Origin of the sequence: Enterobacter sp. FUJ80071, from assembly GCF_038739915.1 — a bacterium.
Classification (GTDB): domain Bacteria; phylum Pseudomonadota; class Gammaproteobacteria; order Enterobacterales; family Enterobacteriaceae; genus Enterobacter; species Enterobacter kobei.
Window position 1 is genome coordinate 125590 of sequence record NZ_JBBXKH010000003.1, and the last position, 21725, is coordinate 147314.

16 protein-coding genes and 5 pseudogenes are annotated in these 21725 nt (G+C 53.5%); 7 read left to right on the forward strand and 14 right to left on the reverse strand.

Going from position 1 to position 21725, the window contains the following annotated elements:
- Nucleotides 1–17: 17 nt before the first annotated feature.
- Nucleotides 18–1190, reverse strand: coding sequence for an urea ABC transporter substrate-binding protein (gene urtA / locus AAER43_RS25620; protein WP_223176254.1), 1173 nt, complete (start codon nucleotides 1188–1190; stop codon nucleotides 18–20).
- A gap of 322 nt (nucleotides 1191–1512) precedes the next feature.
- Between urtA and AAER43_RS25625 the strand changes: the two genes are divergently transcribed.
- The 3 genes and pseudogenes from AAER43_RS25625 to AAER43_RS25635 form a co-directional block, all read left to right on the forward strand.
- The gene (locus AAER43_RS25625; protein WP_032435659.1) at nucleotides 1513–4893 is read left to right on the forward strand and encodes an ATP-binding protein; all 3381 of its coding nucleotides are present in this window, start codon (nucleotides 1513–1515) and stop codon (nucleotides 4891–4893) included.
- A 19-nt stretch (nucleotides 4894–4912) separates the two neighbouring features.
- Nucleotides 4913–5731: pseudogene (locus AAER43_RS25630) on the forward strand (response regulator); the annotation flags it as partial.
- A 6-nt stretch (nucleotides 5732–5737) separates the two neighbouring features.
- Nucleotides 5738–6292 (forward strand): annotated as a pseudogene (locus AAER43_RS25635) (transposase); the annotation flags it as partial.
- A 43-nt stretch (nucleotides 6293–6335) separates the two neighbouring features.
- Here the strand turns inward: AAER43_RS25635 and AAER43_RS25640 are convergent.
- Both AAER43_RS25640 and AAER43_RS25645 read right to left on the reverse strand, forming a co-directional pair.
- Nucleotides 6336–6716: pseudogene (locus tag AAER43_RS25640) on the reverse strand (integrase core domain-containing protein); the annotation flags it as partial.
- Nucleotides 6717–6772: 56 nt separating this feature from the next.
- Nucleotides 6773–7741 carry an IS5 family transposase gene (locus AAER43_RS25645; RefSeq protein ID WP_074463545.1) on the reverse strand — a complete coding sequence of 323 codons (969 nt, stop codon included), beginning with the start codon at nucleotides 7739–7741 and terminating at the stop codon, nucleotides 6773–6775.
- 273 nt (nucleotides 7742–8014) lie between these two features.
- Here AAER43_RS25645 and AAER43_RS25650 point away from each other — a divergent pair, with 273 nt between their 5' ends.
- On the forward strand, nucleotides 8015–9019 hold the full coding sequence (locus AAER43_RS25650; RefSeq protein ID WP_000427623.1) for an IS110-like element IS4321 family transposase: 1005 nt from the start codon (nucleotides 8015–8017) through the stop codon (nucleotides 9017–9019).
- Between the two features lie 181 nt (nucleotides 9020–9200).
- On the opposite strand, the pseudogene AAER43_RS25655 reads toward AAER43_RS25650, so the two are convergent.
- From AAER43_RS25655 to AAER43_RS25705, 11 genes and pseudogenes are all read right to left on the reverse strand, one after another.
- Nucleotides 9201–9738 (reverse strand): annotated as a pseudogene (locus AAER43_RS25655) (DUF2913 family protein).
- Between the two features lie 691 nt (nucleotides 9739–10429).
- Nucleotides 10430–10606, reverse strand: coding sequence for a creatininase family protein (locus AAER43_RS25660; protein WP_241658208.1), 177 nt, complete (start codon nucleotides 10604–10606; stop codon nucleotides 10430–10432).
- Entirely contained in the window at nucleotides 10579–10740 is a 162-nt protein-coding gene (locus AAER43_RS25665; protein ID WP_228972333.1) for a creatininase family protein, read from the reverse strand. The genes AAER43_RS25660 and AAER43_RS25665 overlap by 28 nt, the downstream gene beginning before the upstream one ends.
- A 238-nt stretch (nucleotides 10741–10978) precedes the next feature.
- A complete protein-coding gene (locus AAER43_RS25670) occupies nucleotides 10979–12712 on the reverse strand; it encodes an ABC transporter ATP-binding protein (protein WP_004118832.1) in 1734 nt (577 codons plus the stop codon).
- A gap of 7 nt (nucleotides 12713–12719) precedes the next feature.
- Nucleotides 12720–13667: an acetamidase/formamidase family protein gene (locus AAER43_RS25675; RefSeq protein WP_004118225.1), complete on the reverse strand. Its 948-nt coding sequence runs from the start codon at nucleotides 13665–13667 to the stop codon at nucleotides 12720–12722.
- Between the two features lie 44 nt (nucleotides 13668–13711).
- Complete coding sequence (locus AAER43_RS25680) at nucleotides 13712–15316, reverse strand: ABC transporter substrate-binding protein (protein WP_004152278.1); 1605 nt, start codon at nucleotides 15314–15316, stop codon at nucleotides 13712–13714.
- 12 nt (nucleotides 15317–15328) lie between these two features.
- Nucleotides 15329–16249, reverse strand: coding sequence for an ABC transporter permease (locus tag AAER43_RS25685; protein WP_004118227.1), 921 nt, complete (start codon nucleotides 16247–16249; stop codon nucleotides 15329–15331).
- Entirely contained in the window at nucleotides 16249–17097 is an 849-nt protein-coding gene (locus tag AAER43_RS25690; protein ID WP_004118228.1) for an ABC transporter permease, read from the reverse strand. Before AAER43_RS25690 ends, AAER43_RS25685 begins: the two co-directional genes overlap by 1 nt.
- A complete protein-coding gene (locus tag AAER43_RS25695) occupies nucleotides 17094–17687 on the reverse strand; it encodes an ANTAR domain-containing protein (RefSeq protein WP_004118229.1) in 594 nt (197 codons plus the stop codon). The genes AAER43_RS25690 and AAER43_RS25695 overlap by 4 nt, the downstream gene beginning before the upstream one ends.
- On the reverse strand, nucleotides 17684–18811 hold the full coding sequence (locus AAER43_RS25700; protein WP_057058115.1) for a transporter substrate-binding protein: 1128 nt from the start codon (nucleotides 18809–18811) through the stop codon (nucleotides 17684–17686). The genes AAER43_RS25695 and AAER43_RS25700 overlap by 4 nt, the downstream gene beginning before the upstream one ends.
- A gap of 284 nt (nucleotides 18812–19095) precedes the next feature.
- A pseudogene (locus AAER43_RS25705) lies at nucleotides 19096–19197 on the reverse strand (integrase); the annotation flags it as partial.
- Between AAER43_RS25705 and AAER43_RS25710 the strand changes: the two are divergent.
- From AAER43_RS25710 to AAER43_RS25720, 3 genes are all read left to right on the forward strand, one after another.
- Complete coding sequence (locus tag AAER43_RS25710; protein WP_164881285.1) at nucleotides 19192–19404, forward strand: hypothetical protein; 213 nt, start codon at nucleotides 19192–19194, stop codon at nucleotides 19402–19404. The pseudogene AAER43_RS25705 and the gene AAER43_RS25710 overlap by 6 nt on opposite strands.
- Nucleotides 19405–19718: 314 nt before the next feature.
- Nucleotides 19719–20714: an IS110 family transposase gene (locus AAER43_RS25715; RefSeq protein WP_025714249.1), complete on the forward strand. Its 996-nt coding sequence runs from the start codon at nucleotides 19719–19721 to the stop codon at nucleotides 20712–20714.
- Nucleotides 20715–20907: 193 nt separating this feature from the next.
- Nucleotides 20908–21336 (forward strand): GFA family protein, encoded by a 429-nt coding sequence (locus AAER43_RS25720; RefSeq protein WP_001554382.1) that lies wholly within the window; start codon nucleotides 20908–20910, stop codon nucleotides 21334–21336.
- Nucleotides 21337–21725: the final 389 nt, after the last annotated feature.

Below are 21725 nucleotides of genomic sequence, written 5' to 3' on the forward strand. Positions count from 1 at the left end.
ATGGGGGGAAGCGTCGGTTAGTCTTTCGGGAATGGGTTCGGTTCGATAAGTTCTGGCGTCTGATAAATCACGTCGTACTGCCCATCCGCACGAGCGCGACCGATAACCGTTTTGGACCACAGATGATGGTTATCATGGATGCGTACATACCCTTCCGGCGCATCTTTGAACTCAATACCGGGCGAGGCCTTACGAATTTTGTCCACGTCGAACGAGCCAGCTTTCTCAACCGCCGCTTTCCATAACCATGGGCCAAGATAGGCCGCCTGAGTGACATCGCCGATAACCATGTCATTACCCCAGCGCTTTTTAAATGCGGCGACAAAGCTTTTATTTTCCGGATTATCCATACTCTGGAAATACTTCATCGAGGCATAGGCGCCGACGATATTTTCGCCGCCAATACCGCGGATCTCATCTTCCGTGACGGAGATGGTCAGCAGCAGCGGTTTCTCCTGCGTCATATCGATCCCCGCCGCCTTCAATTGCTTATAGAAGGCCACATTCGAACCGCCGACAACAATGGCATAGATAACATCAGGCTTCTTGAGTTTTATTTTGTTAATAACCGAATTGAACTGCGTATTACCGAGTGGGTAATAATCTTCGCCAACGACTTTCAGCCCCAGCTTTTCAATATGGTGACGGGCGATTTTGTTTGCAGTACGCGGCCAAATATAATCAGAGCCAAGCAGGTAGAAGGTTTTTGCATGTTTATTTTTAACTACCCAATCAATGCCGGAGATTATCTGTTGAGTAGCTTCCTGTCCGGTATAAATAACGTTTGGCGATTGCTCAAGCCCTTCGTAAAAGGTTGGGTAATAGAGCATGCCGTTATATTGCTCAAGTACCGGCAGCATGGCTTTGCGGGAAGCCGAAGTCCAGCCGCCGAAGATAGCGGCGACCTTATCACTGACCAGTAACTTACGCGCTTTTTCTGCAAAGGTCGGCCAGTCGCTGGCCCCGTCTTCCTGTACATATTCAATTTTTCTCCCCAGTACCCCTCCGGCAGCGTTAATCTGCTCAATAGCCAGCTTTTCAGCCTGAATCGAGCCGGTTTCACTGATGGCCATCGTGCCTGTGGATGAATGCAGTATCCCGACCTTGACGCTATTGTCGGTGACCGCCAGGCCCGTGGTATTAACCACTGACGTCGCCGGGGCGGCGATGGCCGTATTAGCTGCCATCATCAGGCCGGCAATCGCCAAAAGTTTCGCTTTGAGGCACGCCTGGTGAAACCGGCCTGGGCTCGGGATTTTCATATTGCTATGTGGCTGGGGTAAATCACGAATGTTCATGGTAGCCCTCATAATCGTTATGGTTCATCTCAACTGGGGCTATCATGCGAGAGAGTCCAGCAATCCAACAATGCGCGAGGTAACGCAGCGGCTACGTCATTTAACGTATTGGTTAATTCTCATAATCAAGACATGCTCACGTGCGCGATAACAAGAAAATACTAAGACGCGCCTGTGGTTAAGTTCAGCATTTTCATCATTTCAGGAGCAGTGAATGACCGTTCAGCAAAAGGCGTTTAAATCGCGCAGACGCTACAACCAGTGGGTGACCAATCAGACTCTCGAGGATTTTGCGCTCCGCTATACGCCGGTCTCGGCACGACGCTGGAGCGCAAAGCGAGTTGTTATGACAGCGCTCAGCGCAATTACCTTTTTGGCGCTTGAAGCCATTGGCGGCGCGCTGACGTTAACCTATGGATTTAATTATGTGGTGGTGGCGGTTATCTTAGTTAGCATTATTATCTTTGCGCTATCAATGCCGATTGCCATTAATGCCGCAAAAAACGGCCTGGATATTGATTTGCTGACCCGCGGCGCCGGATTTGGCTACCTTGGTTCCACGGTGACCTCGTTAATCTATGCTTCTTTCACCTTTATATTTTTCGCCCTGGAAGCCGCTATTATGGCGATGGCGCTTAATATGCTGTTTGGCCTGCCATTGCACTTTGGTTATCTGATTGGTTCCGTTGTTGTTATTCCCCTCGTCACCTGGGGGTTCACTTTTATTTCCCGTTTTCAGCAGTTCACCCAGTTTTGCTGGCTGGCGCTACAGCTATTACCCTTTATTTTCATTTTAATACGTGAACATCATGTGCTGCAAAACTGGATCGACTTCCCTGGTTTTATTACAGCCCGCGATGGTTCTTTCGATTTCCTTCAGCTCGGCGCCGTCTGTTCCGTACTGCTCTCACTGGTAAGTCAAGTGGGAGAGCAGGTCGATCAGGTTCGTTTTTTACCAAAGCCACAACATCCGGCCCGCTGGAGATGGTATGGCGCAGTAATTGCCGCAGGTCCGGGGTGGGTTGTCATCGGCGCCATCAAGATCCTGCTCGGCTCCTTCCTCGCCGTGCTGGCGTTTAATTACGGACTCGGCGCGGAACTGGCCAGCGAACCCACCCATATGTATCTGGTGGCATTTAGCTATGTCACCCATTCATCATCAACGCTACTGGCATTAACCGGTATTTTTGTGGTGCTCTCCCAGCTCAAAATTAACGTCACCAATGCATATGCCGGCTCGATCGCATGGTCTAATTTTTTCCTGCGCCTGACCCATCGTCATCCAGGGCGCGTCGTGTGGCTGTTTTTTAATGTCGGTATTGCTCTGTTATTGATGGAACTTGGCGTTTATCGCGTATTTGAGGATATCCTGGGCATTTATGCGGTGGCGGCCACATCCTGGCTTGGCAGCGTGGTTGCCGATCTCACGTTAAATAAGTGGCTTAAATTACGACCAGCGGAAATAGAGTTTCGCCGGGCCTATCTCTACGATATCAATCCTGTCGGCATCGGTTCGATGACGCTCGCCATGCTCTGCGGTCTCTCAGCCTGGATGGGATGGCTTGGTCATCCTCTACAGGTTTTTGCCTCAATGTTATCGTTGTGTCTGACGTTTATCACCGCCCCCTTCATCGCCTGGCTGACTCGCGGACGTTACTATTTTTCCCGGACGCCGGTGCAGGTCACGGCAACGGAATGCTGTGTCTGCGGTAATTATTTTGAAAAACCAGAGATGAGCTATTGTCCTTTTTATCAGGGCAGTATTTGCTCACTATGTTGTTCTCTCGATGTCCAGTGCAACGATACTTGCAAACCTCATGCGCGCTATACGGAACAGGCTTCAAAGCTTATCGGGATATTTATTAAAGAAAAATCATTACGCAAAATTGATCCCAGAGTGTGGAGTTTTATCAGCATTTTGCTGTTATTCAGTTCCGTCATCGGTCTGCTTTTGATGCTGGTTTTCGCTCAGATGCGCGATGAATTCGGCAGCGAGCAGGACCTTCTCGCCGCGGCGTTATGGAAAGTTTTTTTTATCCTGCTTATCGTAACCGGCGTCACCACCTGGCTATTTGTCCTGACAAATAAAAGTCGCCAGATTGCGCAAGAGGAATTGCGCCTGCAAAGCGACCGTCTGATGAAAGAAATTATTGCCCATGAAGCGACGGACCGGCAATTGCAGCAGGCAAAGGAAGATGCCGACGATGCTAATCAGGCCAAAAGCCGCTATCTCACCGGCATTACTCATGAACTCAGAACGCCGCTCAATGCGATGCTGGGTTATGCGCAATTACTCGAACGTGCTGATGATATCCCCCCAGCCCGGCAGCGCGGTATCGGTATTATGCGCAGAAGCGGCGAGCATCTGGCTAATCTAATTGAGGGATTACTGGATATTTCGAAAATTGAAGCGGGAAAATTAGAAATATATCGTGAAGAAGTGCGCATTGGCGATTTGGTGCAGCAACTGGTCGCCATGTTTGAACAACAGGCCAGCGATAAAGGACTGACATTTCACTACAACGCCCCACACTGGCTGCCCGAGGCGGTGATGACGGATGAGAAACGCCTCCGGCAAATTCTTATCAATCTGCTTTCTAATGCGGTTAAATTCACGGACAGAGGCAGTGTAACCCTCGATTTCCAGTATCGTAGCGAGGTGGCGTTTTTCTCGGTTCACGATACCGGCATCGGCATCGCCCCTGAGAACCTGGAACGCATCTTTAAGCCTTTCGAACGCGTATCCGGCGATAGTCGTCGGATCGGGACGGGCCTTGGGCTGACGATTACCCGGCTTCTGACTTATATCATGGGTGGCGATCTCCAGGTGGAAAGCATCCGTGGCGAAGGCACAACGTTTAAACTCACCCTGATGCTGCCAAGCTATAGCGGGGATGCCTACCAACCCGCCGAGCCTGCGGTAATCACCGGATATCCAGGCAAGCGACACACCCTGCTGGTAGTTGACGATGATGAATCCCATCGGCAGCTGATGATGGATTTACTCACGCCCATAGGCTTCACGCTGCTAACAGCCGAAAATGGTCATGTCGCGCTACATTTAGCCCGGCAAAATCATATCGACCTTCTTCTTCTGGATGTTGCAATGCCTGAAATGTCGGGGTGGGAACTGCTACGTCAGTTACGTAATAAGGGACAATTAGCGCCGGTAATTATGATTTCTGCGGAAGCGGATGAGGGTAAATGCCGCCATTTCACTGGCGAAGGGGAAGTTCGCTACCTGGTTAAACCGCTGCGTTTCCCTTTACTACTGGAGAACATCGGTGAAATATTGCATCTCCAGTGGCGCACGGAATGTCAGCCGCCAAAGCAGCCGGAAATACATGAACCACGCTCGCAGCTTACCCGTGTCCAGATTGAGTCGTTAAAAGAGATGGCCAGATTGGGTTATGTGAGAGGGTTTCGTGAACTGCTGGACAAACATATTTCCGCTAACCAGATCAGCAAAGCCGAGGGCGAAAAATTTGCCGAGTTGCTGAGGCGCTTTCGATTCAAAGAGATAGTCGAGAGTCTTGAACGCCCGGAGGGAGAGAAAAATGGCAATAGCAAAGCCGACGGTACTTATCGTCGATGATGATATCAACACGGTAAGTATGTTGAATGACACGCTTGATGAAGCCGGTTTTACCGTTCTGGTCGCTCTGGAGGGTAATCAAGCCCTTTCGATAACCAGCCAGATAACCCCGGATATCATTCTGCTTGATGCCGTAATGCCGCATCTGGATGGGTTTTCAACCAGTAAGCGCCTGCGGCAAAATCCGGGGCTGCGGCATACCCCGATTATTTTCATGACAGGCCTGAGTGATACGCAGAATATCGTTGATGCATTTGATGCCGGGGTGGTCGATTACGTAATTAAGCCGATACGCACGGAAGAGCTGGTTGTCAGAATGCGTACCCACTTGCGGAACTCAAAATTAACGGTCAGTGCCTATAGCGCGATGGATTCCGTTGGCCAGACCTTATGTGTTTTTAGCAAAGAGGGGCAACTACGCTGGGCCACGCCCAATGCATGGCAACTGATGAAAAACTTCAGCGATACCGGGTATGAACCCAATAAAAAAATAGTAAACCGGATCATCGGTTGGCTGAACAATACGGAAGGTTTAAAAATACCCTTAGATCTTTCATCGCAAGGCATCGCTCTGAAATTCTATCTTTCACGCCGGACCGCTGAAGGAGAAAGTTTGCTACGTATTGAAGAGATCAAAGGACATGAAGAAGTCGAAGCGGTGAAACGCCTGAAAAACAACCTAGGGCTGACGCAACGAGAAGCCGAAGTCCTCCTGTGGATTGCCAGGGGAAAAACAAACCGCGAAATTGGCGATATTTTAAACCTTAGCCCCAGAACCGTGAATAAACACCTTGAAATTGTATTTCCAAAGCTGAGTGTGGACAATCGCACCGCAGCGGCAGCGTTGGCAATAAATTCGCTATATGCCAGGGAGAAAATGTAGCGACAATGAGGCGTATTCGCGCAGACCTGCCCTGACATTTTTATCAGGCAGAACTGGCACCCTCATGTCCACGTCTCCGTCACCTGTGGCGGTATCGATGAGCACGGGAAGTGGAAGAAAATCAGCTTCCGTAAGGATGCCATGCGCGCCCACTGGATGTGGAATATCCGCCAGCTTCTGCTGAGCGTCTGGTTCGAAGGCGTGGCCCTGCCGCCGTCCCTGTCACATATCACCACCGAATCACAATGGCGCAGTCTGATACTGACGGCCGGAGGCGACTACTGGCACGTCTACATGTCAAAAAAGACGGACGGTGGCAAAAACACCGTGAAATACCTGGGGCGTTACCTGAAAAAGCCGCCGATAGCGGGCTCCCGGCTGGCGCACTACGCCGGAAGTGCCACGCTGAGCTTTCGCTACCACGACTACAACACGGGCGAGCTGGCCACAGAGACGCTGACGCAGAGGGACATCGTGGCGCGCCTGAAACAGCACATCCCGGAGAAGTTCTTCCGTAAGCGTACAGCGAGTGACCTGCCCCCAGGATTAGATACAACCGTCAGTTAGTAAGGTCGGTTTGTTTACCTTCACATTTTCCATTTCGCCACCGTGCTGCAAACTCTGATGGCGTCTGATAATTCAGTGCTGAATGTGGACGACACTCGTTATAATCCTGCCGCCAGTCATTAATGATTTTCCTTGCGTGAACGATATCGCTGAACCAGTGCTCATTCAGGCATTCATCGCGAAATCGTCCGTTAAAGCTCTCAATAAATCCGTTCTGCGTTGGCTTACCCGGCTGAATTAAGCGCAACTCAACACCATGCTCAAAAGCCCATTGATCCAGTGCGCGGCAAGTGAACTCCGGCCCCTGGTCAGTTCTTATCGTCGCCGGATAGCCTCGGAACAGTGCAATGCTGTCCAGAATACGCGTGATCTGAGGCTTTGTTGAATAAATCAGCTTCAGGACGAGTGACTCTGTAGCTGACCGGGTTTTCAGGCAATACGCACGCTTTCTGGCATACCAGCCTTCGTTATTTTATTCAGCGCACGCACCATGCCCAAAGCCTCTGCTACCTGACCATCGTAATCACACAGCGTCAGTGAACCTCCGAACAGTTGCTTTACCCTGTACATGGCCGTCTCCGCTATCGAGCGACGGTTGTAATCTGTTGTCCATTTCCACCGGGCATTACTCCCGGTCAGCCGCTGATTCGCTACTGCACGGTTACGGTCTGCGTACTCTACGGGCCAGTAACCCGCTCCTTTTCGGGGCGGGATGAGGGCACTGATTTTCTTGCGCCGCAGTTCATCGTGACAGAGTCGGGTGTCGTAAGCGCCGTCTGCTGCGGCTGCCCTGATTTTTCTGTGTGTCTGCCGGATAAGACCCGGGAAAGCTTCTGAGTCCGTGACGTTGTTCAGAGACAGGTCCGCGCAGATGACTTCATGTGTTCTGCTGTCAACGGCCAGATGCAGCTTCCGCCAGGTACGACGGCGCTCTTTGCCGTGATTTTTGACTTTCCATTTGCCTTCACCAAAAACCTTCAGCCCGGTGGAATCAATCACCAGGTGTGCGATTTCACCCCGGGTGGGTGTTTTGAAACAGACATTAACCGACTTTGCCCGCTTGCTGACACTGCTGTAATCCGGGCAGCGCAACGGAACGTTCATCAGGGCAAAAATGGAATCAATAAAACCCTGCGCAGCCCGCAGGGTCAGCCGGAACAGGCGTTTAATCATCAGGACGGTGGTGATGGCAAGGTCAGAATAGCGCTGAGGTCTTCCCCGTGATGAAGGCGTTGCCGACTCATACCAGGCATGAATCGCTTCATCGTCCAGCCAGAAAGTGAGGGAGCCACGGTTGATGAGGGCTTTGTTGTAGGTGGGCCAGTTGGTGATTTTGAACTTTTGCTTTGCCACGGAACGGTCTGTGTTGTCGGGAGGATGCGTGATCTGATCCTTCAACTCAGCAAAAGTTCGATTTATTCAACAAAGCCGTTTGACCGTATCATTCTTAGCCAAATGCGCTAAGGCTAAAATTTAGTATGAGTAGTGATAAGCACTTTTCCTCAACAGGAAAATATCAACCTCCGTTTGCTTAATGAAGGTCTGCTTATCGCTCACAACTGCCCGTCATGCCAGCTCAAAAAACAGGCTTAACGTAGGATATTTAATGAGATGGTCACTCCCTCCTTCCCGGTACTATGCTGAGGACAGGCTTTCATTCGGAGAACTATCATGGAAAACATTGCGCTCATTGGTATCGATCTGGGTAAAAACTCTTTCCATATTCATTGCCAGGATCGTCGCGGGAAGGCTGTTTACCGTAAAAAATTTACCCGGCCAAAGTTGATCGAATTTTTGGCGACATGCCCCGCTACAACCATCGCAATGGAAGCCTGTGGCGGTTCTCACTTTATGGCACGCAAGTTGGAAGAGTTGGGGCATTCCCCAAAGCTGATATCACCACAATTTGTCCGCCCGTTCGTTAAAAGCAATAAAAACGACTTTGTCGACGCCGAAGCTATTTGTGAAGCTGCATCGCGTCCGTCTATGCGTTTTGTGCAGCCCAGAACGGAATCTCAGCAGGCAATGCGGGCTCTGCATCGTGTCCGTGAATCCCTGGTTCAGGATAAGGTAAAAACAACCAATCAAATGCATGCTTTTCTGCTGGAATTTGGCATTAGCGTTCCCCGAGGAGCTGCCGTTATTAGCCGACTGAGTACCATTCTTGAGGATAATAGTTTGCCTCTTTACCTCAGCCAGTTATTGCTGAAATTACAACAGCATTATCACTATCTTGTTGAGCAGATTAAAGATTTGGAATCCCAGTTGAAACGAAAGTTGGACGAAGATGAGGTTGGACAGCGCTTGCTGAGCATTCCCTGCGTCGGAACACTGACAGCGAGTACTATTTCAACTGAGATTGGCGACGGGAAGCAGTACGCCAGCAGCCGTGACTTTGCGGCGGCAACAGGGCTTGTACCTCGGCAGTACAGCACGGGAGGTAGGACGACATTGCTGGGAATTAGTAAGCGAGGTAATAAAAAGATCCGAACTTTGTTGGTTCAATGTGCCAGGGTATTCATACAAAAACTGGAACACCAGTCTGGCAAATTGGCCGATTGGGTCAGGGATTTACTGTGCCGGAAAAGCAACTTTGTCGTCACTTGTGCTCTGGCAAACAAGCTGGCCAGAATAGCCTGGGCCCTAACGGCACGACAGCAAACTTATGTAGCATAACGGCAGAAATACACCGGTTTAAAGAATTACTGATCTGGTTTTGCGAATACTGATATTGATGATACTAACGGCCCACCGGCCTGTTGAGGAACCTGTAAAACGGAAAGGCTCATTGAAGCCGTATATTTTCTGGAGGTTCATCAGGCGCGGAACTCATCAAGGCGCGGGAATAAAATCCCATTCAGACGCCGGATAGATTCAAGCAAGCCAACTTGTCGTCAAAATCGGTGTTGCAAAAACGGGAGTGACCATAGATTCCGTTTTCCAAGCGGACCCCTATCAAAGGATTTATCTGTCGACCATCGTCATCAAAAGCAGCATCGAGACTGGAGCGTGAAAGATAAATGCCGTTTATGCTGTCATTCAGGGTAACTGCATAGTCGGTAGTTCCAGCACATATCTTTCGCCGTTTCCAGAGCATGGGTCAACCGGAACAGGTCATTCTGCGCAGACAACTCCCCGGAGCTGGAACGCCAGAGGTAGTTCAGCTTACGGGCCAGTTTAGCATTGACGCCCAGCTGTCGGCCCTGTTTCAGAAGCCACTCGATGTCAGGGGCCACGTCACGCGAAAAACGACGTTGCTTCAGTGCTGTCGCCAGCCAGCGGGTGAGAAAGAGATTTTCCTGTACCGGTGACACAACGTCACCGTTTTGCCTGGCTAACGCCAGCGCCACCAAGGCGCACCACGCCAAATGTGCTGATTTTTCTGTCAGATTCACTGGGGAGTTTTTTCCTTTGTTTTGGGAGCTGAATATATCTTAACCGGAAGCGGGTTTCATCCGGAACCGTAGCCCCTGGACTGAACATCAGGTCCGGACTGGCGAGCAGTGCGCAGCCAGTCTTCTGAATGCCGCTTTGCGGCATGGAGGCGCCAGATGAGGTTACATGCGTCTGTGGAGTCAAATGGCGCCGAAAGCCCGACGTAGCCGGTTACCGGACTATAAATTCTGCCCGTTTGCCCCCTGTCCTGGTTAGCTCTACCCCGCTATCTCGCCCTTTCGGGCGAGGTGTAGTCAAGGACACTCCGGTCCGGCGCTGGTTTGATCGCCGGGTTTTAAGGGATGTGGTGATATACGGATCCGTCTCCTATCTTCCGAATCTCGCGTAAGCGTTAACGTCAACCAACGCATCACTAGGGCTACGTCACTTGTGGCTCGTTGATGTTATGAGGTTGCCGTGTCTTCTGCGCTTTCCCCCTCCAACCCCACTAGGACAACTTCCCGCTGGGGCTTGTACGTCAGCATTGTGCTGATTGGCGCGAATCTGCGCGCCCCCATTACGAGCCTCGGGCCGGTTCTTCCCGATATTCAACGCGCCTTACACCTCGGAGGTCTTGGGGCGGAAGCAGCTGGCACCGACGGCAAACATCTCCAATTCAATGCGCAGCTGGCGACAAACCATTTCCATCAATTAGGGCTGGCCGCCTTGTGAATTCCAGAAAACGATCTTGCGAATACCTGTGCGCCAGGCGCTTTTAGCCATTTCAAAACACACTTTCCCCAGAACATCATATGGCAACGAAAGTGTGTCAGGGTAACCTAGGTGTTCGTCAGATTTACCTACAGGCAAAGTGGCCAACACCAGCATGGTAAATTGGCAGGCAGTAATTCTACAGCTCGCTCAATAATGCTGGCATTAATGGCAGCAAACACCCGAACCAGCAGATGAGGTCCGTGTTGTTCTACGGCGCAAATAGGTAGTACTGCGACGATATTCGCCATATCCAGTTTACTGAATTCCCGCGTGGTGAGATCACACCACTAGGGAGAAGACGGTTTAAGCATGTTTACCTCCGGTTTTGTCTAACAATACAAGATACGGTACGTTGCATTTAGGGCATTTTAGACCGGCTCTATGTCCTGCTATGTGCTAACTTTTCCAGTTTAATGGCCTCTCGTCGGGTTGTGTAGCAACAGTGTCGCCACCGGCGGAAATCCGCCGGTTTGAATGCTTTTTTGTTCAGCAGGCGACGAGGTGCCCGTCGCCAAAATCGGTAAAGCGCTGCGGTACTCTCTGATAGCCGATGGGTTTGATCGGTTCTGGTCTTATCGGCATTGCGCTGGTGGCTCGGGGTTGCCGTCTTTGCTGAACGTCAGGTATAGGAACGGCGCTGAGCAAGTGCTGAGTATAAGGATGCTGCGGATGGTGCAACACTCGATCTCGTGGGCCGATCTCCACGAGCTGGCCGCCAAACATCACCGCTACCCGGTGGCAGATGCGCTCCACCACCGCCATATCATGGGAAATAAACAGATAGCTGAGCCGATAGCGCTGACGCAAATCTTCCAGCAGCGTCAGCACCTGCGCCTGTACTGAAACATCCAGCGCGGAAACCGATTCATCGGCGATGATCACTTTCGGGTTCAGCGCCAGCGCGCGGGCAATGCAAATGCGCTGGCGCTGGCCGCCGGAAAACTGGTGCGGATAACGCCGCATCGCTTCCGCTGGCAGGCCGACCTGCTGCAATAGCTGCGCCACCCGCTCCGTGCGCTGTACTGCGGGCATCTGCTCATGAATCAGCAGCGGCTCCCCAACCAGGTCGAAAATAGTTTTGCGCGGATTGAGCGCCGCCCAGGGATCCTGAAACACCATCTGCAAATCGCGGCGTACCGCTCTTAACGCCTCGTCCTTCAGGCCGTGCAGCTCCTGTCCGTTAAGCTGCGCGCTGCCGCTAAATGGCACCATATTCATCAGAGCTTTTGCCGTCGTCGATTTACCGCAGCCGCTTTCACCGACGATGCCCAACGTCTCGCCGGGGAAAAGATCGAAGCTGACGCCATCGACGGCATGGACTTCGCGACGCACGCGCAGGCCGTCGCCGCGCACCGGAAAGCGCACGCTGAGGTCGCGGACGCTGAGCAACGGTCGCGTCGCCTCGACCGGCGCCAGCGCGGGCGCCTGGCCCAGCACCGGTACCGCCTGCAACAGCTGGCGGGTATAAGCCGCCTGCGGCGAGGTAAACAGCGTTTTTGCCGGAGCCTGCTCCATGATTTTGCCGTGACTCATGACCAGCACATCATCGGCCATTTCTGCCACCACTCCCATATCGTGGGTGATCAACAGCAGGCTGGTGGAAAACGCCTGCTGCAGTTCGCGCATCAACTCGAGGATCTGCGCCTGAATAGTGACGTCGAGGGCCGTGGTCGGCTCATCGGCAATCAGCACCTGTGGCTGGCACAGCATTGCCATGGCGATCATCACCCGCTGGCGCATACCGCCGGAAAGCTCGTGCGGATACTGTTGCAGGCGCTTCTCCACATGACTGATTTTGACCGCGTCCAGCATCGTGCTGACCCGGCTGCGCCGTTCACGGCGGCCCAGCACTTCGTGGCGTTGCAGCGTCTCTTCCAGCTGCTGGCCCACCGTCATCAGCGGATTGAGCGAGGTCATCGGTTCCTGAAAAATCATGGCAACCGACTTGCCGCGCAGCAGCTGCATTTGCCGCTCCGGCAGGCTGAGCAAATCCTGGTTATCAAAAATAATCGCGCCGCCTGGAATCTGTGCCTCCTCCGGAAGCAAACCCATGATCGCCAGCGAAGTCAGCGATTTACCGCTGCCCGACTCGCCGGCAATGCACAGAGTTTTTCCCGGCCAGAGCGCAAAGCTGACGTCATCCACCACCCGCTGTGTACCAAACTGGATCGACAGGCGCTCGACCGAGAGCAGCGGCGCCGGAAATAGGACTGCTGACATAACGCTCCTAATTAAACACGCTGTTGGGAAAATAGAACGACACCACCCAGTTAGGCCGATCGACGATTTCGCTGATGCGCAGATCGCCGCACACAGAGCAGAGCATATAGGCCTCTTCCGCCGACATCCCTTGTTCGCGGCACAGCGCATCGATGGTATAGCTTACCGCGTCGCGGGCGGCGGTCATCAGGTCAGGGCCAATGCCGGTGAAGGCGCTGTAGCCGTGCCGATCCAGATGTTGGGTCACTGGGCCAGGGGTGGCGAAACGCGGCGTTTTCAGCGGCATATCTTTAACCACTTCCAGCTTCACCACCACGTCCATCGCGCTTTCAATCGCCGTGCCGCAGACTTCACCATCGCCCTGCGCGGCGTGGGTGTCACCAATAGAAAACAACGCGCCTTCTACTTCCACCGGTAGCCATAATGTGCAGCCAGCGGCCAGATCGCGAATATCCAGATTGCCGCCCACGCGGCGCGGCGGCACCACCGAATGATGGCCCGCGGCGGCGGGAGCGACTCCGAGGGTACCGGCGAAGGGTTTCAGCGGTACGCGGCCATATCGGCCAAAGGCGCAGGGGGTTAAGCCCTGGCGGTCATATTGCCACAGCGTCAGCGCCGGATCAGAAAACTGATCGGCCAGCAGGCCGAAGCCCGGGATATTCGCAGTCCAGCCAAAGCCGCTGGGACGAAAGGATTCCAGCGTCACCTTTAGCGCATCGCCCGGCTGAGCGCCTTCCACATAGACCGGGCCACTGACCGGGTTGAGCTTATCAAACGGCAGCGTTGGGATATCCGCTGCGGTAGAACCGGCGTTGAACCAGCCGTTAGCCGCATCCAGGCAGTGAAACTCCAGTTGGCTGCCGGAAGCTACGTGCAGGACCGGGCTCAGGCTGTTATCCCAGCCGAAATGATGTTGAGCATGATGAATGGTCTTCACCAGACAATTTTGGCACATCCTGACTCTCCTTTAAGCAGCGGCGCCGTCCCGGCGCCATCAAATTATTTCAGTCCGATATAGTCGTAGTTGACTGGTACATGCACTGGATCGACATACAGCGCGTCCTCGCCCCCCATGCGTGCGGAATGTACGGTGTAGCGCTTCTCGTTGAATACCGGCACCCAGGGCGCGTCATCCATTGCAGTGATGAAGATTTTGCGCCAGGCTTCAATGCGCGCGTCCTGCTGGTCGGGTTTCACCATGCTGTCCGCCGCGGCCGCCTGCGCGTCCAGCGCTTTGTTGCAGTAGCGCGCCCAGTTCCAGCCGCCCTCTACCGCCCCGGCGCAGCCGAGGATCGGGCCATAGAAGTTGGAGGGATCCGGGAAATCGGCGATCCACGCCATGCCGCCAGACCAGACCATCGGCGCTTGGCTGGCGGAGCCGCCCGCCGCAATCACATTCGCCTGCGCCAGGGATTTGATGCTGGCGTGGATGCCCACTTTGGCCAGATCCTGCTGGATAGACTGGGCGATACGCGGCTGCGGATCGGTATTCATCACGTACAGTTCGGTAGCAAAACCGTTGGGGAAACCCGCTTCGCTGAGCAGTTGCTTCGCTTTTGCCGGGTCGTAGCTGAAACCCTGATATGCCTTGTCATAACCGGGCATGGCGGGTGGCAGTGGCTGGTTGGCCGGCGCCGCGCGTCCATTAATGATGCGCACGATGCGATCTTTGTTGACCGCCATGTTCACCGCCTGGCGGACTTTGAGATTATCGAAAGGCGGCAGCGTGGTTTTCATCGTCACGTAGCCGGTCTGCAACTGGTCGCCGGTGACCATCAGGCCCTTATAGGCCGGGTTGTTTTTAAACGACAGAAACTGTGCGGGCGGTACGCCGTCGCCGGCAATATCCACTTCGCCTTTTTCCAGCCGCAGCAGAGCGACCGAGGGATCCTGTCCCATTTCGAACTTTATGTGATCCAGCCGCGGCACGCCGGCTTTAAAGTAGTTCGGGTTTTTGCGGAAGATCAGCTCCTGGCCCAGCTTCCACTCCTGGAGCTCAAACGCGCCGCTGCCGACCGGATGCTTGCCGAAGTCGGCGCCCCATTTCTCCACCTCCTCACGGGGAACCACCGAGGCAAAGTTCAGCGCCAGCACATGCAGGAAGGTGGCGTTGGGCTCTTTCAGAGTGATTTTTACCGTATGATCGTCGACGACCTCGATACCGCTCAGGGTCGTGCTTTTACCGCTGGCCTCCTCGTCATAGCCCGCGATGGGACTGAAGAACCCGGCGCCCGGACTTTGGGTTTTCGGGTTGACTGTGCGTTCCAGAGAATATTTCACGTCCGCCGCCGTGACCTCGCGGCCGTTGTGGAATTTCACCCCTTTGCGTAGCACAAAGGTGTAGACCTTGCCGTCCTCGGAAATGGCGTAGCTCTCCGCCAGGTCGTTCACCAACTCGGTGGTGCCGGGACGATAGTCCATCAGGCCGTCGAACAGGCTTTTGATCATCGACCAGTTTTGCCAGTCATAGCCAATGGCCGGATCGAGGGTCGCCACGTCGTTCTGGTAGGTCACCACGATATCGCCGCCGGTCTTCTCGTCAGCCTGCGCGCCATAAGAGAAACAGGCCGCGGCCACCGCCATTGTCAATAACGCATTTTTCATCATCTTCCCCTGCTACTTTTTGACATCAATGCGCGGATCGACCCACGGCAGCACCAGATCCGCAATAAGGTTGCCGCCAACAATGGCAACCGCTGACACGGTGGTTACCCCGACAATCACCGGGATATCCACCTGTTGAATCGCCTGCCAGGCCAGCTGACCGATACCCGGCCAGCCAAAGACCGATTCGACTACCACCAGTCCGCCCATAAAAATGCCGATATCAATGCCTATCATCGGAATTAGCGGCAGCACGGCATTCGGCAGCACGTGACGCAGCAGTACGCGGGTTCGGCCCAGCCCTTTGGCCCGCGCGGTGCGGATAAAATCCTGATGCAGCACCTCAATCATCGACGAGCGCAACATGCGTGAATACCAGCCGCTGCCGAGCAGGCCGAGGGTTAGCGCCGGTAGCGCCAGATGGCTGAAGCCGCCATAGCCTCCCATCGGGAACCAGTTGAGTACCACGGCGAAAAGATAGAGAAAAAGCATCGCGGCGATGAACTGCGGCGCCGAAACACCGATAAAGGAGAGCGCCATCAGAAGCCGGTCCGCCAGCCCGCCGCGTTTTAACGCCGCCAGGGTGCCGAGGGCGATCCCCAGTACCAACTCGCAGAGAATACCCGCCGCCATCAGCTGCAGTGACGGCCCGATACGGGCGGAAACCAGTTCACTCACTTCGCTGCGCTGAATAAACGAGCGTCCCAGATCGCCGTGCAGCAGTCCCTGCAGATAACGCCAATATTGCTGATAAAACGGCAGATCCAACCCCAACTGATGGCGGATGTTTTCGACTACTTCCGGCGTGGCACTGCGCCCGGCGATTTGGCGCGCTGGATCGGCGGGCAACATAAACAGCAGCAAATAGCAGATCAACGTAACGCCAAGCAGGATCAGCCCGGCATGCAACAGACGTTTTCCCAGAAATAGCATTAGTTTCGTCCTTTTAAGCCGGGATCGAGGGCGTCGCGCAGGGCGTCACCAGCGATATTGAAAGAGAGCGACAGCAGCACAATCGCCGCGCCGGGAAAGAACACCAGCCAGGGAGCCGAAGTAAAATAGCTCTGGCTTTCAAAGATGATGTTGCCCCAACTCGGCGTTGGCGGCTGTACCCCCACCCCGAGGAACGATAGAGTAGCTTCCAGCAGGACTGTGGTGGAGATGCCTAGTGTGGCCCAGACCAGCACCGTTGGCGCCAGATGTGGAATTAAATGCACGCCGAGAATACGCAACGTTCCGGCCCCCAGGGTGCGTTCCACGGCGATAAAGTCGCGGGCGCTAAGCGCGCTAGTTTCGGCGTAGATAACCCTGGCGATCTGCACCCAGTTCACCATGGCGATCACCAGGGACACGATCCAGACACTTGGCTGGAAAATCGCCGCCAGGGCAATCGCCAGCAGCAGTGCGGGAAACGCCATCATCAGATCGGTAAAGCGCATCAGCAGCCCTCCGATACGCCCCTGCAGATAACCTGCGCTAAGCCCTACCAGGACGCCGATCAGTACTGCAGTGCCGTTGGCGACAACACCGATGAGTAACGAAGTACGAGCTCCGTAAATTAAACGCGAGAAGAGATCGCGTCCCAGCAGATCGGTTCCCAGCCAGTAAGTGCTGTTGGGAGAAAGCGGTGCGCCTTCCAGGCTCAGTCCCTCGACAAACTGTTCATCGGGATCGAAGGGGGTGAGCCAGGGGGCAAACAGCGCGCTCATCACCACCAGGAGAATAAACAGCAGCGAGAGCAGCAGGGCTGGCCGGCGCAGAAAATATCCGACTCTATTCATTGTGCTCCCCGCTTGCCGGACGACATTCGTAGCAGCCACTTCTGCGCCACCTGTGCCACCGACTGGTTCGTACACATTGATTCCGAGCGCAGGCGAACCCATGCCTGTTGTTCATCAATACTTTCCGCTTGCATCTGGGCCGCCAGAGCTTGGGTAATCTGCGGCATTGCTGCCAGACGCTGGCGCAGTAGCATCTGTTGTTGTTGAATGTCATGCAACTGCTGACGCAACCCCACTGCCATCATCAGGGTGGTATAGATGGCTCGCTGTGTAATAGGCTTGGTAAGGAGCGCTGTTGCCCCTAACTCCAGCGCGCGCTGTACCTGGTAAAGTCCCTCATGTGAGGTCAGCGCGATCACCGGTATTCCCGCCAGATTGATCTGGCTCAGGGTTAGCGGGCTGGCGAATGCCTCCAGTTCCACCAGTACTGCACAGGGGGTGAGAGGAGGTAAAGCCTCATCTCCGGTCAGGTGATGCCAGCGGATACCCATCCGCGTCAGGTTTTTTTCCAGCGCTTCGCGACTCCTTGCTTCACAGTCTACCAGCAGGAGCGGCTGAGCATCTAAATCCGGGGACAGCAGCGTTTTCATTTAACAATCCTCAGAGCAGGTCTGGCTGCAACCGTTCGGCTTTCACGTAGCTCGGTCGCGGAGAGATAGGGATCGGGCATAACCGGCAGCGGTTCGCGATGCAGTATCTGAAAGCAAGTTTGTTGCAACTCAGCGATGTAGCAGGGCAAACAGGCGTGGTTGTTTTGAGCCATTACTGAGCGAGCGCCCGGAGAATCAACGTCGTGCTGACGATGCAGTGCCGCCAGCACCGCACCCGGCTCGCTGTTTCCGGCCTCGCGCAGGCTATTGGCAAACAGCCTTACTGCCCGCCAGCCGCCGATATAGTAGTGGGAGATGCGCTGTGCGCCATGTTGCAGGTGCTGCCGCGCGCAAAAATCGAGATCGACGCTCTCAAAAAACGGTCCGCAGGAAAGCAAACGTACCGCCCTTAGTGGCGCAACTTCGGCGACTTCGGCTTCGGTAAAATTACAGCTGAGCACCGCTAACATCCGCCGATCGCGAAGACAGGCCTCGTCCAGTGCGCGCAGAAACGCATAAGAGGTTTCGCCTACCAGGTTATTGAGCACAAAATCTACCTCTGTGCTGAGAATCGCCTCAATCAACTCGGTCACGTTGCTGTTTCTCAGGTGCAGATATTTTTCGCCCACCACCGTACCGCCGGAACCTTCCACTACCTCACGGGCGATACGATTGCTTTCCCAGCCCCAGACGTAGTTAGAGCCGATCAGCCAGGAGCGATTTCCGAACATATCCCGCGCCAGCCGCAGGAGTGGCAGCAGAGTCTGGTTCGGACAACCGCCCAGATATACGACCTGCTCGCAGCTCTCGAACCCCTCGTAAGGACAGCCATACCACAGCAGCAGGTTATGCTGCTCCAGGTCCGGGATAATCTCCTTCCGACTGGCAGAGGTAATGGTTCCGAAGATATGGCGGATGCCGTGAGCGATAAAGGTGCTCACCGCTTCACTGTAGGCTGCGAGTTCACCCGCAGGGTTGATATGTCTGGCCCGCAGCTGAAAAGGATAAGCAGGATCGGCATTGATTTCCTCTAAGGCATGGCGCGCACCAAGCAGTGTGCTGTTCGCCAGGTGGCTGTAGGTACCTTCTGTGGAAAGCAAAATTCCAATATCAATAGTTTGCACGTATGTTTGCTCTCTGCATTAATAAAAAAGCCTGATTGTCCTTATTAGGACAATCAGGCTTCATTACCTGTCGATATTTAATGGATTCAAGGCTTAAGGGTTGCCCCTGCTTGCATATACCCGACATGAAAAATTCATGCCATTTTTAAAGCACGGTTAAATCAATGGATTATTTTTTTTTGGATACACTTTTGCACCAATGGGATGCGGCTTGCTCAGTTATGGTGCAATTTTCTGATGCAGTCTGGTCTCTTCAACATGAGGTGGAGTAATGCACACCTGTTTTAGTTCCACGCACTTTTTGAGAGTTCCGGTTTTTCAGCCATCAGCAGGTGATCCTCCGGCGTCAGGTTATTCAGGGATTCATGGGGACACTCTGGATGGAAGATCCTCGTGACGAAGCCGAATTTGCCCCCGACCACGTACTTTTTTTCGAGCGTAATGTTGTCCATGCATTACCAACCCTTCTTGAAGAACCCGTAATATTTCTGTCATTGGCCAGCCCTCGTCGTGATCCTGAAGATATTACCTTTGTTGACCCGAAAGATGGCACTGCCAGAACCTTTATGGCCAGAAATAATGAGTCAGCATAATTTATTTCCTAGTCCATTCATATGAAAACACTGGCGGAAGAGGGCTATGCACCGAGGTAAAGGGAGGCAATCCGTCGTCAGACGGTGTACTTGTATCTAACAGTTTGTGGTGATTAGCTACCACCACTGAAGCAGAGTGAGCCGCCCCCTTCCCGTAAGGTCAGAAAAGTCGGCACCGCTGAACCTTGATTTGCAGCACATGGCCCTCCGCTTCACCTTTCACGCCAGCACATCAGGTTGAACGGTTACCGGGAGCTCGACTCCGTATGTACAAGGCGAACAGGCGTGACGGTTTATGTGAGAGGAGTTTGACCATGTTTCCAGTCGGCATTGACGTAAGTAAAAACACCCTGGATCTTTGCATGCTTTATGACGGTATCAAAGGACGCATAAAAACCCGTAACATCCAGAATAACAGACATTCAGTTGAAAATATTCTTCGCTGGCTCAGGCTTCAACATTGCAGTCCGGAAGATGTTCATGTGGTAATGGAAGCTACCGGTGTTTATCACGAACGGCTGGCCACTGAATTACATGATGCCGGTTTCCGGGTTTCTCTGGCCAACCCTCACCGTAGTCGGGAGTTTGCGCGTGGCATGGGAATCATGACAAAAACGGATAAGGTGGATGCGTATATGCTGGCCTGTTACGCATTCCTTAAGAAGCCACACCGCTGGGAGCCGCCGGCACCCGAAATCAGATATCTCGGTGCACTCCTGCGACGGCGGGATGTTCTGCTGGGTGATGCCCTGCGTGAGGAGAACAGGCTGGAAAAATACCTGTCGACAGACACACCTGCAGATATTATCAGTTCCTGCAGGCGTATGGCGCAGCTTCTGCGCGAGGAGGTAAGTAATATCGAGCGGCAGATAAAAGCACATATCAAAGCCAGCCCTGCACTGAGGCGTGATTATACACTGCTGACCTCAATTAAATCGGTTGGTCCCCAGCTGGGGATGCATATGCTGGTCGTGCTTCGCAGCCATAACTTTGTATCGGCTGAGCAGGCTGCCGCCTTTCTGGGCGTGGTGCCGATCGAGAAACGCTCAGGCACATCGGTCCGGCGCCGGCCGCGGATGTCGAAAATCGGCCCCCCTCAGTTGAGAGCGAAGCTTTACATGTCCGCCCTGTGCGGAAAAATCTACAATAAGCGAATGCGTAATATTTACGATGAGATGTGCCTGCGGGGTAAACCTAAAATGGTGGCCATTGGCGCGCTGATGCGGAAACTGGTGCACTGGTGTTATGGCGTCCTGAAGACCGGAACCGTTTTTAATGACGAAGACCTGAAACCGGTACTGTCAACCTGACTATACCAGGCTGGCATTAAACACAAGGTAACGCTCACTGCAATAAGTGAGCGCAGTCCGTTATGAGCGAAGAGCGGATATTCAGACCGACTGATAGCTGATTTTGAGTTGCCAAAAAGAGCGCTCCTATTCAGTACAAAAAAGATGGTAATGTTTCATAAAATCTCTTAGGCCTTGCAGGAATGGTTTTGAAATGAATGGATCTTGTTTGTGTGGAACAATTGAATTTGAACTTACTCATAAACCAGCAGTGTTTTATCGTTGTCATTGCTCGCTTTGCAGAAAGCAGAGCGGCGTGGGTTACAATCTCGCCACACTAGTCAAAGACAGTGAGTTTCGCTGGATTAAAGGGGAAAACTGCATTGCTTCATGGTCTAAGCCAACGGGGTACCGTACAGATTTTTGCAATGTATGTGGCTCAACTGTGCCTAACAGTCTGCGAGATGTACCTTATGTCTGGGTTCCTGTTGGTTTAATTGACGAACGTCTTGAAATGGAATGTGCAGGAGACTTCTGCACTGATGATGCAATGCCCTGGGATGAAACCCGCTCACCTAGTTGTCACGCTGGACCTGTCGAGTCTCTAGCCTCGCTTTTAAAGTACCTGAAACTCAATTCCTGAGCGTCAGCATTTGGCACAAAGCAGACGTTAAGACTTACAGCATCGGGAAACTTCTGGATGCCGCGTCAGCGGCATGGAGGCGCCAGATGAGGTTACGTCAAATGGCGCCGAAAGCCCGGCGTAGCCGGTTACCGGGCTATAAATTCTGCCACCCTACCCCCTGCCCTGATTAGCCTTAACCATCTAACAGCAATGAAGAAGTCAAAGTAATCCCTTTTAACCCCGGTGAGCGGGCTTTACGGCGTTTACGACGTAAAGGGCGTGATTTCCGGGGCCTTGGCGGCGGCAGCTTGCTGCTGACGCTTAGGGGGATGTTCTTCAGTTATTTCAGCGACACCAGGGAACTTAACACGGTAGCTGCAAAGCCATACCCGCTTAAAACAGCTCAG